The organism is Microbulbifer sp. ABF4_107, from assembly GCF_056312215.1.
The window spans coordinates 1,431,292-1,446,679 of the sequence record NZ_CM149983.1 but is presented as its reverse complement, the minus strand read 5'-3'; the positions used below and the strand labels follow the sequence as shown (position 1 = coordinate 1,446,679).

General features: G+C 57.8%; 15 protein-coding genes. 1 reads left to right on the top strand and 14 read right to left on the bottom strand.

The features are described from left to right. Positions 1–111: 111 nt before the first annotated feature. The 14 genes from ACYX4K_RS05910 to ACYX4K_RS05845 form a co-directional block, all read right to left on the bottom strand. Positions 112–381: an acetyltransferase gene (locus tag ACYX4K_RS05910; protein ID WP_475093048.1), complete on the bottom strand. Its 270-nt coding sequence runs from the start codon at positions 379–381 to the stop codon at positions 112–114. Between the two features lie 229 nt (positions 382–610). After that, positions 611–1,099, bottom strand: coding sequence for a type II secretion system protein GspM (gspM, locus tag ACYX4K_RS05905; protein WP_475093049.1), 489 nt, complete (start codon positions 1,097–1,099; stop codon positions 611–613). Between the two features lie 15 nt (positions 1,100–1,114). Beyond that, positions 1,115–2,476 carry a type II secretion system protein GspL gene (gene gspL / locus ACYX4K_RS05900; protein WP_475093050.1) on the bottom strand — a complete coding sequence of 454 codons (1,362 nt, stop codon included), beginning with the start codon at positions 2,474–2,476 and terminating at the stop codon, positions 1,115–1,117. Beyond that, positions 2,477–3,514, bottom strand: a complete 1,038-nt coding sequence (gspK, locus tag ACYX4K_RS05895; RefSeq protein ID WP_475093051.1) for a type II secretion system minor pseudopilin GspK — start codon at positions 3,512–3,514, stop codon at positions 2,477–2,479. Continuing rightward, a complete protein-coding gene (gene gspJ, locus ACYX4K_RS05890; protein WP_475093052.1) occupies positions 3,514–4,332 on the bottom strand; it encodes a type II secretion system minor pseudopilin GspJ in 819 nt (272 codons plus the stop codon). The genes gspK and gspJ overlap by 1 nt, the downstream gene beginning before the upstream one ends. A gap of 7 nt (positions 4,333–4,339) precedes the next feature. Beyond that, a complete protein-coding gene (gene gspI, locus ACYX4K_RS05885) occupies positions 4,340–4,729 on the bottom strand; it encodes a type II secretion system minor pseudopilin GspI (RefSeq protein ID WP_475093053.1) in 390 nt (129 codons plus the stop codon). Further along, the gene (locus tag ACYX4K_RS05880) at positions 4,719–5,321 is read right to left on the bottom strand and encodes a type II secretion system protein (protein ID WP_475093054.1); all 603 of its coding nucleotides are present in this window, start codon (positions 5,319–5,321) and stop codon (positions 4,719–4,721) included. The genes gspI and ACYX4K_RS05880 overlap by 11 nt, the downstream gene beginning before the upstream one ends. Before the next feature lie 20 nt (positions 5,322–5,341). Continuing rightward, positions 5,342–5,770, bottom strand: a complete 429-nt coding sequence (gspG, locus tag ACYX4K_RS05875) for a type II secretion system major pseudopilin GspG (RefSeq protein WP_475093055.1) — start codon at positions 5,768–5,770, stop codon at positions 5,342–5,344. A gap of 55 nt (positions 5,771–5,825) precedes the next feature. After that, positions 5,826–7,043 (bottom strand): type II secretion system inner membrane protein GspF, encoded by a 1,218-nt coding sequence (gene gspF, locus ACYX4K_RS05870; protein WP_475093056.1) that lies wholly within the window; start codon positions 7,041–7,043, stop codon positions 5,826–5,828. 1 nt (position 7,044) lies between these two features. Further along, complete coding sequence (gene gspE, locus ACYX4K_RS05865) at positions 7,045–8,523, bottom strand: type II secretion system ATPase GspE (RefSeq protein WP_475093057.1); 1,479 nt, start codon at positions 8,521–8,523, stop codon at positions 7,045–7,047. Next, entirely contained in the window at positions 8,523–10,457 is a 1,935-nt protein-coding gene (gene gspD / locus ACYX4K_RS05860) for a type II secretion system secretin GspD (protein WP_476178788.1), read from the bottom strand. The genes gspE and gspD overlap by 1 nt, the downstream gene beginning before the upstream one ends. A gap of 140 nt (positions 10,458–10,597) precedes the next feature. Continuing rightward, on the bottom strand, positions 10,598–11,281 hold the full coding sequence (locus tag ACYX4K_RS05855) for a type II secretion system protein N (protein ID WP_475093059.1): 684 nt from the start codon (positions 11,279–11,281) through the stop codon (positions 10,598–10,600). A 225-nt stretch (positions 11,282–11,506) separates the two neighbouring features. Next, entirely contained in the window at positions 11,507–12,436 is a 930-nt protein-coding gene (locus ACYX4K_RS05850; protein WP_475093060.1) for an electron transfer flavoprotein subunit alpha/FixB family protein, read from the bottom strand. After that, a complete protein-coding gene (locus tag ACYX4K_RS05845; protein WP_475093061.1) occupies positions 12,436–13,185 on the bottom strand; it encodes an electron transfer flavoprotein subunit beta/FixA family protein in 750 nt (249 codons plus the stop codon). The genes ACYX4K_RS05850 and ACYX4K_RS05845 overlap by 1 nt, the downstream gene beginning before the upstream one ends. A gap of 442 nt (positions 13,186–13,627) precedes the next feature. Between ACYX4K_RS05845 and ACYX4K_RS05840 the strand changes: the two genes are divergently transcribed. Then, entirely contained in the window at positions 13,628–15,265 is a 1,638-nt protein-coding gene (locus ACYX4K_RS05840) for an electron transfer flavoprotein-ubiquinone oxidoreductase (RefSeq protein ID WP_475093062.1), read from the top strand. The last annotated feature ends 123 nt before the right edge of the window (positions 15,266–15,388 follow it).

The following is a 15,388-nucleotide window of genomic DNA, read 5'->3' as shown; positions in this document are numbered from 1 at the left end:
TAACTTACACCGGACCGGTCGAGAGTCGGTGAAAAATTGGCGCGTATTGTATAGGAGGTTGCAGCGCTAAACCATGTGCCCGGGGGCGGATTTCAGGGGCACGGAGCGGCTTCAGGCGCCTTGATAATAGTCGCTGTCGTCGATACGTGTGCCGCACTTCACCCGGCGGACCTCACGGTCTCGATACCGACTGTCATGCCAGCAGCGGGGGAGGGATTCACCGGAGAGGAAGCGCAAGTCCGCCTTGTCGAAGACCTCCGGATCCTGAATCTCTTCGCCCCACAAATAGCGACCGACGACGGTAAGCTCGTACGGATTGGCCAGTGTGACCACATCGGCCACATCGATCAGGTGATTGCCGTCGGCATTTCTCAGCAACATGGTTGACCCCTATTTCTTCTCAATACCCATCAGTATAGGGAGAAATCGGCGCCATCCGAGGATGAATTTAGGTTTCTGAACGGCGAAGCACGACGCGAAAAAGCGCCGAGATTACGATTTAACAGAACATCCAGGGAAATATTCGCAGCTAAACAATGAAAAAATAGAACGAAAGGTCATTTTCAGTGCAAGACTTGTGAAACACTCCGTTTCTCGCCAAAGGAGCGCCTTAGCGCTCCAGTGTCAGTCGAGCGGATACCATCCCCTCTTCTGCCAGCGCATCCACACTGACAGAGCGAATAACGAATCGCTGCTGCAACAGGGTGTTCAGCCAGGGTTGCAGATCCTGGTAACGGGCTTCATCCACCCACAGGCGAATGCGACGGTCGCCTTCCGGCTCAAAGCGCTTGATGGTTACCTTGTGGTTATTGGCTGCCGCCGTAACCCGCTGCAGCAGAGTGCCCTGCCCCTGGGATTGGCCACCACCGCTGCGTTGAACACGCTCAAGCTGTGGGCGCTGCTTTTCAATCCAGCTAACCAACTCCTGCGCGCTCTCGGCGTCGGTGCGGGCGCTGTCAAAGAAAGACTGTGCTGGCTTGAAAAGGCCAAACACTATCACGGTCAAGCCCAGGAACAGCCCGAGGATTCCGAGGGCGCGCTGGTCTCCGGGCGGCAACGCCAGCCACTTTTGCCGCCACTGTTCGATTGTTTGCTTCATAGAAATCTTTCTTCGTTATCGCAGGCGGATCCGACCGGACACACCCTCTTCCAACTCGTTGGCCGCGAGCAGTTCGGCCTTGAACTGGCCCTGCCCCAATTTGTTAACAACAGAATCCAGTTGCCCGAGATTGGCGGCGCGCAATTGCAACACCAGCTCACCGCGGTTGCCGTCGAATCGCAGGGACTGCAGCTTAAGATCGCCGCTTTTGGCGCCCCCCCACACATTACTTAACTGTTGTAACTGGCCGGCGAAATCACCACCGCCGCCGCTGGCCTGATTCAGATACCCGGTAATCTGCCGGCGCAGGTCCGCGCTGGGTGAATCTCCCGGGAAAATCTCGCTGAACAGGTTGCGGGCAGCCTCCTCAGCATTGGCCGCCTGGATTTTGTAATAGGTACCGGCAGCGATGAAAAACACCAACTGCAAGACGAAACAGGCTGCGACCGCAATCGCAGGCTTCTTCCACCAGGGCCCCGCGTCGGACTGAAGGGCGACCTGATACGGACCGGTTAACATATTGCCGGCAATGGTAGGTTTCAGGCTTGCAAGGAACTGCTCTTCCGCTGACGCATCGAGTACCTGTACGGAACCAAGCTGTTCCAGAGTCGCGCGCTCAAGCTCAGTCGCGTCACCCGACAGCCGCAGCTGCTCGGTTTCCGCATGCGCCCCGCTCAATTCATCGGGCTCACCGCCCGCACCGGTATCCCGACCTTCCGCGGCAAACAGGCTTTCTGCAATCACCCCCGCCAAAGGCCGATTTACAGACAGGCCACGGCCACTGACGTGCCAGAAATGCGCGCGTTCGCCATCCAGCCATACAGCGGACTCGGGGCTGGTATTGGCCAGCAAGCGGTACTCGGGGATTGCGGTGGTTACCGGCCAACCCAGGCGCTCGATCTGGGCCTTGAGAATTGCAAGCTTGAGACTCGCCACCGCCATAACGCTACAGAGGTCCCCCTGCACCGGCTCACAGACAAAGTGCAAATCTTCGACATCTTCTGCCAACTGCTCTTCGACCATGTAACCGACCGCCTGGCTCTGACGTCGGGCGGCACGGGGTACGGTTTCAAGGCCGCTCCAGACCCAGGTCCCGGGAATAAGTATCACACCGCGTTCGCCCGGTTCGAACTCAAGGTTTACACCAGCGGCCTCAGCACCGCCAACAGTGCCGGCCTCGGAGTCGGCACTGACCGGGTTCCCGGGCTCTGCGTCGCCGGCAAACGCCTGGGCAAAATCCACGTCTATGGCAACCGGCTGCCACTGCCCTTGCTGCCAGTACTCAAGCACGACTGACCCGGCGCCAAGCACGTGGTTGCCACTATGGGCACCCGCACCAGGCTCACGCAGCCGTAATAGTTTTACTTCCTGGCTCAATTAGACCCCCAATAATTCCTGCAAAAACTGCCCGGAGAATTCGCGCCGCTGGCGCTGTATGACTTTTACTTTTCCGGTGGTGGTGTCGAGTTTCAGAATCGACTCCCAATACTGCCGGTGCTCCAGACCCAGTTGTACCGCAATATGCGCGACATAATACGCACTGTTGAAATCCAGATCGCCCCCGCCCGAGACATTGAACGAAGACAGGTCGGCCATCTGGGTAAAGGCCACACCCGATTCCCGCTGGGTAATAAGACCCGCAACATTCGCCGACGGAAGCATCGCCGACAACAGCTCTGCCGACGCCGTATTCACGTTGACCGGCGTTCCGGCCTCGGGGAGTGCGCAAAGCTCCGGCTCAAGCTGGCGCCAGACTTCTGGCTCCATTCCCTGAACTGCACTCAATTCGGAGACATCCGTAATCAATGTATCGGGGGTGCGGTAAGCCAGTTCCAATCCGAGATAACCGGTATCTTCACCACCGGATGCCAGGGGGGTATCACCGGGGTCGAGCCAGTCCTCGATCGCCAGCGCCATATCCGCTTGCCCACCGAGATTGCTGACCAAACGACGCAAGACTGGCCCCGGCCCGCTGCCTGCGGAACCCCCACCGCCAGACCCGGAGCCACTGGAAGCTCCAGGCACTGTTAAATTATTTACATTAAAACATCCATGTAAGTCTTTGATTAATATGCGGATCTTTCCGTTATCGGGATTGAACTCGGTCTGATGCTGCGCCCAGAGCTCATGTAGATTGTCACTGGCGGGGCTTGCGTCGCGATCCTCTTCAAAATCCTTCTCCAGCGTCACAATCGCCCAGGCTTCCGCGCCGTGTACAAACTCTGCAAGCTGGGTGTTTGCGAGAATCGCACTGGTGCGGGAAATGGCCAGGCGATTCCGCGTAACCGCGTGGGTCACTGCAGCGACCGCAATCACCATCACCAGCAAAACGGTGATCAAAGCCACGCCGTTCTGCTTCCGCAGCGGGTGGCGATCGAGCCGACCAGGCGATTGCGTGCGAATGGGGGTAAACATTACTCGCGACCCTCTTCTTCGCGGCCGCTGCGATCGTCGCTACCCTCTTCTGAGCCACCAGAGCCGGACCCGGAACTGTTTTCATCGCCGTCGCCACCGCTGGAGCTGCCGCCACTACCGCCGACGCCCGATGAAACGGTGTACTCCGGCAGTGAAAACAGTCGACGCATCTCGCCGCCGGTGCGCGTCAGCAGGGTAACTTCGATAGCCTGCGGCAAACGCAAGTCCACCGCGCCAGGCGTGGAACCAGATGAGACTGGAGGCCACTGCGCCAGCCAGGTCTGTGTATCCCGGTCAAAATACCGCACATTCAATTCGACAATTCCGTCCAGAACCGGCTCGGCTACCGGCTCGGAATCCGGGCCGCGATCGAGGATACGCCAGCGGCTGCGAAGTAGTAACGCGGTGTCATCGTCCGGCTGCTCATATCGCTCATCCTCGTTATCCGCGTATCCGATACCGTAATGCAGCCGCTGTAAATTACCGCGCGGATCACCGGTGAGGTTGGCGGCGCCGAGGCGGGTAAACTCAAATTCGTTACTCACCCCCTGAAATGCCGGTTCGTAGCCGCTGTAGCCGTTCTTTACCGGGCGCGCGGTAAACTGCCGCAGGTCATCATCCAGCCGATACATGGCCATGGACAGGCGTCGCATTTCATCGGCACGTGCATTCAATACGCGATCGGTAGTAAAGAATGTTTCCAACAGTGAATAGGAGCCGATGCCAATAATGGAAACAATCACCAGAACCACCATGACCTCGATCAGGGTGAAGCCGGCCTGGCCGGTTCGGCGGGAAAAGCGGAAAGAAGGTCGCATAATCACATCACTCCGCCACCCAGGAATCGATCGTGAGAATTGGCGGCTTGTCCGGCCAGCCAACCTGAACGACGATTTGCCGCATGCGCGGTTCACTGGTTGCCTTGACCTCAGCTGTGACTTCCCACTCCCGCTCCGCCAACAAAACCCGCTCGGTTTCCTTGCCCAGGGGCGGCCAGTCGGTTCGCAAACGAATTTCAGCCAGTGCCTGTTGAGCCACGAGATTGGCGGTAAGACGCTCCTCCAGTGCAGCCTGCTGACGCACACTGTCTTGCAGGGTTTTCAGTACACTTGCGGCAATCACGCCGAAAATCACCAGCGCAACCAGCACTTCAACCAGGGTGAAACCGCGGGTTGTCCCGAGCCGTCTGTTAAGCCCAGTGCGGTTAGTAGTCATCTGCCTGCCATTCCAGTTGCATGCCGTACAGGCTGCTGTAGGAAATGATCGCTCCCCGTCCGATATCGCCATCGCGCATCAGAAAGAATGCCACCTCCACGGGAAGCACTTCACCACTGGACAGGGCTGCAAACTGGGGTTTGATTTCTTTCTCTTTGTCTTTGCCGCTTTCACTGCGACCGCTGGGGGCAAAGCTTGAACTACTAGTGTCCGCGCTGGGCAGCTCCGTTTGGGAAAGCACTTCCAGACGCATATTGGGCGGCAGCTCGTGAGACATAAAGCGGCCGGCGTTGGCGGCATTCGGCGTGGCCGAAAAGTCGAACTCTTCCCATTTGAGCAGCGACGAGTCATAGCGCACCACCTGATAGCGATCCTCTTCAAACACGACACCGTAATGGGCCTTATCGATCAGTGCCCGGTCCGCCACCAGCTGCAGGAGGTTTGCCAGCCGCTGAACCTCACCGGTCCAGTTACGGCTGTCGGTATTACGAAGGGAGAGCGTCGCCATGCCCGCCAGTGAGGCGATGATCACAATCACCACCAGCAGTTCGATCAGGGTAAATCCCCGTTGGCGGTGGGCCGCGACGCGCATAACAGATTCAGGCCTCAGCCTTACAGCTCGGACGCGAACAGGTCGGCAGACTCGCCTTCACCACCGGGCTTGCCATCGGCACCCAGGCTGAACAGGTCGTAGGGGCCGCTGCTGCCCGGGCTGATGTACTGATACTCGTTGCCCCAGGGGTCTTTCGGGGCTTTCTTCAGGTAGGGCTCGGTCCAGTTTTTGGCTTCCGGGAAGCCGGAAGGTTTCGCAACCAGCGCACCCAACCCCTGATCAGAGCTCGGGTACACGAAGTTGTCCATACGGTACATATCCAGCGCCGTGGAGATGGCACGGAGGTCGACGGTCGCTGCCTTGATGCGAGCTTCACCGGTACGGCCCATAATGTTTGGCACCACCAGCGCGCCCAGCACACCGAGAATCACGATCACCACCATGATCTCAATCAGGGTAAAACCCTTACTTTTACGCAGATTTTTCATTTCTCACCTCGCGTGTTCAAAATCTCTCGGCCGCCCTGCTCCCGCACGTCGCGGATCAGACAACCAGTTGGTTCATATTCATAATCGGCATCATGATGGCCATCACGATAAACAGTACGATCCCGGCCATCACAAGCAACATCAGCGGCTCAAACAGGCTCACAAATGCCGTAACCGCACCCTGCAGATCCCGCTCCTGGTTCTCCGCGGCACGCTCCAGCATCTCATCGAGCGTGCCGGAGGATTCACCGCTGGCGATCATATAGGTCATCATCGGCGGGAAGTACTCCACGTCTTCCAGCGCCCGCCTCAGGCTGCCGCCCTCGCGCACAAATTTCTGCGCTGTTTGGAGACGTGCTTTCAGAAAATCGTTCCCCATTACACCGCTGGCAATGCCCATGGCCTGGACCAGGGGCACACTACTACCGGTCAGGATGGCCAAAGTACCGACATAGCGGGCACTCTGTCCGCCCCGCACCAGCCAGCCAATCACCGGCATTTCCAGCAAGCGATGGTGATAGCGGTAGCGGAACCCGGGCTGGCGCAAAAGAAACAGCCAGCCGATAACCAGCAGAACAAGGACCGGGGGAATAATCCAACCCCAGGAAGAAATGAAGTTACTGATCGACACCAGTATCTCTGTGGCCAAAGGCAATTGCTGGCCGGTACCGGTAAACACCTCGATCACATCAGGTACCACATACACCATCAGGCCGGTCACCACGAGCACGCAGATCACCACCAGCACGATCGGATAGATAAGGGCAAGCTGCACCTTCTGGCGGAACTGTTGCTGGGTCTCGGTGTAATCCGCGAGGCGCTCGAGCACGTCATCGAGGTGCCCGGAGTGCTCACCGGCTTCGACGGTTGCGCGGTACAGTTTTGGAAATGCACGCGGGAAGCTGCCCAGCGCCTGCGCCAGGCTGTGCCCTTCCAGCACCTTGGCACGAATCGCCAGCACAATGCGGCGCACTTTCTGGTTGCGGGTCTGATTGGCGATCGCACTGAGGGTTTCCTCCAGCGGAATACCCGCGCGCAAGAGCGTCGCGATCTGCCGCGTGAGCAGCGCCAATGGTTTGATACCGAGGCCCGGGCTACCACTTAAAAAGCTGCCGGCAGATTGCTGGGAGGACTCACCGGCGGCGGTGACTTCCAGAGGAATCAACCCCTTGGCACGGAGCTGCTGACGCGCAGCCTTGGCACTGTCTGCTTCCAGGGTACCGCGGTTTTTTCGTCCGCCGCTGTTGAGTGCCGTGTACTCGAATGCCCCCATATCAGGACTCCTGGGTAACCCGCAGTACTTCTTCCAGTGAAGTAATGCCCGCAAGAACCTTGGCCATACCGTCGTCGCGGATACTCGGGCCGAGCTTGCGCGCCTCGTTCACCAGCGCACTTTCCGAGTCGCGATCGTGGATCATCTGGCGAAGTCGCTCGTTGACCGGTACCAGCTCATAGATACCCACCCGACCGAGATAACCGCTGTGGTTACACTTTTCACAACCACCGGGGCCGTAAATGGTGGCGGTAGCCCCCTCTTCCAGCCCAAGCATGCGGCATTCAAAGGCGTCGGCCTCGTGGGGCTGACGGCAATCCGGGCACAGAACGCGCACCAGGCGCTGGGCCAGAACCCCGATAATGCTTGAAGACAACAGGAAGGGCTCGATCCCCATATCCACCAGGCGGGTGACCGCACCCAGCGCGGTATTGGTGTGGAGCGTGGAGAGCACCAGGTGACCGGTCAAGCTCGCCTGAATGGCGATCTGCATGGTTTCCAGGTCGCGGATCTCACCAACCATCACCACATCCGGGTCCTGGCGCAAGATCGCGCGCAGGCCACGGGCGAAGGTCATATCCGCCTTGGTATTCACCTGGGTCTGGCCGACCCCTTCCAGGTTGTATTCCACCGGGTCTTCCACGGTGAGAATATTTTTTTCCCGGTTATTGATACTGGCGAGGCCCGCGTACAGAGTGGTGGTTTTACCGGAACCGGTTGGGCCGGTAACCAGAAGAATTCCGTGGGGGCGGCCGAGCAACTCGGTAATGACCTTGAGATCGCGCTCCGCCATACCCAGATTGCGCATATCCATCTTGCCGGCCTGCTTGTCCAGCAGACGCATTACCACCCGCTCACCGGCCGAAGACGGCATGGTGGATACACGGACGTCCACCTCGCGCCCGCCCATCAACAGGGAAATACGGCCATCCTGGGGCACCCGTTTTTCGGCAATGTCGAGTTTCGCCATAACCTTGATCCGTGACACCAGCAGTGGTGCCAGGGCGCGACGGGGCTGCAGCACTTCCCGCAGGACACCGTCCACGCGGAAACGCACCACCAGGCGCTTTTCAAAGGTTTCAATATGGATATCCGAAGCCCCCTGCTTGAGAGATTCGGCAAAGATAGCGTTGATCAGACGAACGATAGGCGCATCGTCTTCCTGCTCCAGCAGGTCTTCGGTCTCGGGCAGGGAGTCGGCCACCGCAGCGAGATCCAGGTCGTCGCCCAGGCCTTCAACATCAGAGAGATTGCCACCCTCGCGGTTTTCGTATTCCCGCTGTAACGAGCGCTGAAAGGACTCCACATCGACCGGCGCCACACCCAATGGCACCTCACACAGACGCTGTACTTCCGCCAATACCGACGGGTTCAGTGGCGCCACATACTGGCAGACCGGAGTGCCCTCCACTTCCGCCAACAGCACCTGATGCCGCTTGGCAAACGCGTATGGCAGGCGCTTGAGCACGACTTCAGCCATCACTTGACGCCCTCAGGCTCCACGGGAACAGGCTCCTGGGCATCCTGCTCGTAGCTTGCCGCAGGTGGCAGCAGGTCGGGGAGAACATCGCCGCGATTCCAGTCCCAGATTCGGCTGGTGTCGTCGCGCATACGCAGTTGCTTTTCCTGCATATCGCGGTAGCGACGACGGGTTTCCTCGTAGCCTGCAATCTGATTGCTGAGAATACGCGGACGGATAAATACCATCAGGTTGGTCTTATCCACGTCTTTCTGGGAGTTGCGGAACAACCGGCCCACCCCGGGAAGGTCACCCAGCAAGGGAACCTTGTTGTTAATCTCGGTCAGCTTGTCTTCGATCAGTCCGCCGAGCACCAGAATGGCGCCATCGTCGATCAGCACCTTGGTGCGAATCTCGCGCTTGCTGGTGACAATGTCCGACGCGGCACCGGTTACCGGCAACACATTTTCCACTTTCTGCTCGATATCCAGCGTTACCGAGTTGTTGTTATTGACCCGCGGCGTGACCTTGAGAATGGTACCCACATCCTGACGCTGAATGGTCTGGAAGGGATCGTTGTTACTGCCGGTGGTCAACTGCGATCCGGTAATAAACGGTACGTTCTGACCAACCAGAATTTCTGCTTCCTCGTTGTCCAGAGCCATGATGGTCGGCGTGGAGAGAATATTTGCATTGTTCTCAGAAGCGATCGCATTAATTGCCACGCGCACGTCGGTGCCGCTCAGGAATCCAAGATTCAGACCCGCACCGACCAGGTTCAGCGGGTTAAGGGACCCCGGGTTGATGGGAACACCATCCACCTCAATGGTGTTGTCCCCGTCCGGATCACCGACGGCCACATCGTTATTGAAGCCGGCAAAGATATCGTCGTCGTTCCCGGCGAGCCACTTGATACCCAGGTCGCTGCCAGACCCTTCCGTAACTTCCACAATAATCGCCTCGATCAGCACCTGTGCACGGCGCACATCCAGCTTGGCGATCACGCCCTTCATGGTTTCGAGCAAGGACGGTGGCGCGGTCAAAATCAGCGCATTCAGCTCTTCATTGACCTGGATGCTGACCTCGACATCAGCGACCTGCTGATCTTTCTCGGTCTTCTGGATACTGCCACTCATACCCTCGAGGATTGGCTTCAGGTCCACCGCGCTGGCGTACTGTACATACACAACCGCAGTGTTGCCCTCGCCTGCCAGCGGCTGGTCGAGGCGTTGAATCACTTTCTTGAGCTGCGTGCGGGTAACCGGATCACCGGTAAGAAGGATGCTGTTGGAGCGCTCATCGACTGCAATACGCAATGGCTGCACATCATTGCCAGCCTGCTTGCCTCCGCCCTGCAGCAGCTCATTCAACACCTGCTTCACCTCTTTGGCAGAAGCAAATTCCAGCGCAACCAGCTCGATATCGATAGCTCCAGCGCGGTCTAGCTGCTTGATAAGGCGCACAATCTGATCGATGTTCGCTGCGCGGTCGGCGACAATCAGCGTATTGGTGTCTGCGTAGGCCGCCAAATGGCCCGTTTGCGGAATCAGCGGACGCAACATGGCAATCAGCTGCGCAGCGGAAATATTTTCGACCTTCACCGTGCGCACCACCAGCGCCTCACCTGGCGCGCGGGTCTGCTCGTCAATCACCGGAATTGCCTGCTGCTTGGCGAGCGCGTCGGGCACCACTTTCCAGGCATCACCCTGCTCTACCAGGCTGAAACCGTTTACCTGCAATACCGACATGAAGACGTCAAAGGCCTGCGCGTGGGACATGGGGTCGCCCGCGACCACGGTCACCTTACCTTTCACATTGGGGTGGACAATGATGTTTTTACCGGTGAAATCCGCAGCCCAGTTGATCAGGTCACGAATATCGGCGTTGTCGAGTGAAAGAGTCACTCTCTCCGGGGAAGACTGAGCCAGCACCGAAAAAGACAACAAAAAACCCATGGCGACTGCAACCAGTCGTCGGTGTAACACGCTCATCATTATGAATCTGACTCTAATTCTTATCTGGTCGGTAAATGGTTAGGTCTTGAAAGCGAATACCCAAGTTCCCAATTCGCTTGCCTGCACGGCGGACAAGTCCGCTAGCGGCTAGACTGCGCCCCCTGACGCTCTCGAGCCATTTCACGCAGCTGCTCAAGGCGCTCGCGAATGGACTGCTGTTTATCGGCCTGGCCAGCACTGGAGTTTGCACTGATCACCTTGGCCGCCTGGCGGGCGTAGTTCGCATACTGTTTAGGCACAGTCGGGCGACCTTCCGCATCCGGGTAGGTCAATTTTTCCATCTGACCGTTACGGCGAAGGATAATATGGTCGACTTCTACGGAATAGACCTCTGCGCCCCCCGGCAAGGTCTGTCCTACAAAAATACGCTCTGCGGGCTTGCCCCTTTCTGCGATCAAGGCGCTGGCATGCTCATTGACGCTACTGCTGAGTACACCAGAAAGCACAAGATTGAGTTGGGTGATGGGGATATTGGCCAGGTCGATTTCGGGCTCTTGCGCCTTTTTGACTGGTGCGACACCAAAAAATGCCGTTGCAGGAAGTGTCTCAGTGGTATTGCGCGACACGGAGCGACTGCTCCGTTCCGCCAACAGGCTCTGCTCACCACTGTCGCCGGGAACAGCCAGATGACCGTAAGCCATCAGGTTTACAGCAAACCAGCCGCCAACAACCGCTGTAGTCGCCAGCAGGCTCCTCTTGGCACTACTCCCCGGAGCCCCCGGATCCTGCAGTGCGGACGATAGTGTGCGCTTGACCAAAGACATGATGAAACCCGTCGCAAACAGCGTAATTCTATTTATTGGGCGCCTATTCTCGGGGCTTCCCCCAGAAAGGCAATGTTCTCAACCTTATAGGTTAAATAACAACCAGCGGGCGAGTAAAGCCACAAACGCCAACATACCCGCCACAGTGACCCAACATTCCGTCAAAAACAAGAAAGGCGGCCAGTGGCCGCCCCTCTTTCCGGAATAGAGTATATGAACTGAATGTTACAATTTGGTTTCCAACTCCGGCACCGCATCGAACAGATCGGCCACCAGGCCGTAGTCCGCCACTGAGAAGATCGGGGCTTCTTCGTCTTTATTAATAGCCACGATCACTTTGGAGTCTTTCATGCCCGCGAGGTGCTGAATGGCGCCTGAAATACCAACCGCGATATACAGATCCGGAGCAACGATCTTACCGGTCTGACCGACCTGCATGTCGTTCGGCACAAAGCCAGCGTCCACGGCGGCGCGGGATGCGCCCACAGCAGCGCCCAGCTTGTCGGCAACCTTGTACAGCAGCTCGAAGTTCTCGCCGTTCTGCATACCGCGACCACCGGAGATCACGACGCGTGCCGCGGTCAGTTCCGGACGGTCGGACTCGGCCAGCTCTTCGCCAACGAATTGGGAAACGGCTGCATCGTCAACGATATCGACAGTCTCCACAGCGGCGCTACCGCCTTCTGCGGCAACCGGATCAAATGCGGTAGTACGCACAGATGCCACTTTGATGGCGTCAGAGCTCTGTACGGTAGCAATCACATTACCGGCGTAGATCGGACGCTTGAAGGTATCGGGGCTCTCTACCGCGATGATGTCGGAAATCGGCTGAACGTCGAGCAGTGCCGCTGCACGGGGCAGCATGTTTTTGCCGGTCGTCGTGGCCGGTGCCAGCACGTGACTGTAGTTCTTGCCCAGGTCTGCCACCAGTTTGGCAACATTCTCCGCCAGCTGATGCTCGTAAGCCGCATTATCGGCCACCAGTACCTTGCTGACGCCATCGACCTTGGCCGCCGTTTCACCGACCGCACCACAGCCACTGCCAGCCACCAGCACGTCGATATCACCACCAATGGCTTTAGCGGCAGCAATGGTATTCAGCGTGGCGCCCTTCAGTTCCGCATTGTCGTGTTCTGCAATTACAAGAATACTCATCAGATTACCTTCGCCTCGCTTTTCAGTTTTTCTACCAGTTCCGCTACATCGGCAACCTTGATGCCTGCCTGACGCTCGGCTGGCGGCTCAACTTTCAGGGTCTTGGTGCGCGGGGCGATATCCACACCCAGCTCTTCCGGGTTGGTTACATCCAGAGGCTTTTTCTTGGCCTTCATGATGTTGGGGAGGGAGGCGTAACGGGGCTCGTTCAGGCGCAGGTCGGTGGTGACCACCGCCGGCAGGGTCAGCTCAACGGTCTGCAGACCGCCATCGATTTCGCGGGTCACCTTGACGGAGCCCTCTTCAACATTGACTTCAGAGGCAAAGGTACCCTGCCCCATGCCAGTCAAAGCGGCCAACATCTGGCCAGTCTGGTTGTTGTCGCCATCGATGGACTGCTTGCCCAGAATCACCAGCTGCGGCTCTTCTTTATCTACGATGGCCTTCAGGCACTTGGCCACGGCGAGCGGCTGCAGCTCGGCGTCGGTCTCTACCTGGATTCCGCGGTCGGCACCCAGTGCCAGTGCGGTGCGAATCTGTTCCTGACACTGCTTCGGGCCCATGGAGACAGCGACGATCTCGCTGACCACACCCTTCTCTTTCAGGCGAACCGCTTCTTCTACCGCGATCTCACAGAATGGGTTGATGGACATCTTGACGTTGGCAGTGTCCACATCAGAACCGTCCGCCTTGGGGCGAACTTTCACGTTGTAATCGACAACGCGTTTCACGGCTACAAGAACTTTCATGAAAATCCCGTCTCAGTAGTCTACATAAAGGCCGCAGTCGCAGCCGTTTACGGCGCTGACCTGCGGCATGGGTAACTCGCGCAGCCTTCCGGCTGAGTGTTTCAGCGGCCCTGCCAAAGCACCCGGAGCGAGTGCTTTAAGGCACCTGCGAGCCTGCCTCCAGTTCAAACAAGCGTTTGAGCGGCGTGTATGTTGGCCCTTTCACAGACCAAAATCAATAGTTGAATAGTAAGCCTAGCAGCCATTCATAAGATCAATTTCGAGCCATAAACAAGCCCGATTGTGCGGCTCCAGAAACCGTCAAATACGCCAGTATTTGCCAGCAGAAATGAAAATTTACGCAATTGGTGGGGTTGCACGATGCCCGATATAATCCGCCTACCTATAAATTGCCTGCCATAATTCGGCGGGTGAATAATTAAACCTGTTTGAGGAGAGACCTGTGGAACGCGAGTCAATGGAATACGACGTAGTCATCGTCGGCGCGGGCCCTGCCGGACTTGCCGCCGCAATCAAGCTGCGTCAGATCAATGAAGACATCGCCGTATGTGTTGTAGAAAAAGGCTCTGAAGTCGGTGCGCACATTCTCTCCGGCGCTGTATTCGAACCCACCGCCCTGAACGAGTTATTCCCCGACTGGAAAGAACGCGGTGCGCCGCTGGAAACCGCCGTCAATGGCGACGACATCTATGTATTGCGCGGCCCGGAAAGCTCCCTCAAGGTGCCCGGCATGCTGGTCCCCAGCACCATGCACAACGAAGGTAACTACATTATCAGTCTCGGCAACCTGTGCCGCTGGCTCGCGGAGCAGGCTGAAGCCCTGGGTGTAGAGATCTTCCCAGGCTTTGCCGCCGCCGAAGTACTGTACAACGAAGACGGCTCAGTAAAAGGTATCGCTACCGGCGATATGGGTGTTGGCATGAATGGAGAGGAGAAAGACTCCTATATGCCAGGCATGGAACTGCACGCAAAATACACCCTGTTTGCCGAAGGCTGTCGTGGACACCTGGGTAAACAGCTGATCGCCAAGTTCTCCCTCGACGCCGATCGCGACCCGCAGCACTACGGCATCGGCATCAAAGAAATCTGGAAAGTCGACAGCGAAAAGCACCAGCAAGGTCTGGTCGTACACACCGCCGGCTGGCCTCTGGATGAATCCGGCTCCGCCGGTGGTGGTTTCCTGTATCACCTGGAAGACGGCCAGGTCGTTGTGGGTCTGATTACCGACCTCTCCTACAGCAACCCCCACGTCAGCCCGTTTGACGAATTCCAGCGCTACAAACACCACCCGGTGATCAAGCAGTACCTGGAAGGCGGCCAGCGCGTGGCGTACGGCGCGCGCGCCATTGTAAAAGGCGGCCTGCAGTCCCAGCCGAAAATGACCTTCCCCGGCGGCCTGCTGATCGGCGATGACGCCGGGACTCTGAACTTCGCCAAGATCAAGGGCAACCACACCGCCATGAAGTCCGGCATGCTGGCGGCGGAATCCGTTGCCGAAGCCCTGACTGCCGAGCGCACCAGCGATGAACTGACCGACTACAGCGAGCGCTACAAGAACAGCTGGGCATGGAAAGAACTGCACATGCAGCGCAACTTCGGCCCGGCGCAGCACAAGTGGGGCAACATTCTCGGTTCGGCCTACGCCTTTATCGATATCAACCTGTTTAAGGGCAAGCTGCCCTGGACCCTGAGCGACAGCAAGGCCGATCACGCGCAACTGAAACCGGCCGCGGACTGCAAGAAAATTGACTATCCGAAGCCGGACGGCGTACTGAGCTTTGACAAGCTGTCTTCCGTGTTTATCTCCAACACCAACCACGAAGAAGACCAGCCCTGTCACCTGACCCTGAAAGACAGCGACATTCCGCTGAACCACAACCTGCCCATCTTCGACGAGCCGGCGCAGCGCTACTGCCCTGCTGGCGTTTACGAAGTAATTGAGGAAGGTGACAGCAAGCGCTTCCAGATCAACGCGCAAAACTGCGTGCACTGTAAGACTTGCGACATCAAGGACCCGACACAAAATATTGTGTGGATCGCACCGGAAGGTGGTGGCGGGCCGAACTACCCGAATATGTAATCAGCTGTTCACATTACAAATGGGGCGCCTCTGGCGCCCCATTTTTTATGCCTGAAAACCGGAAAACCCTGCACACCAAATCGAAAAAAGCCGGACACTGTTTCCAGCGCCCGGCTTAGTAAG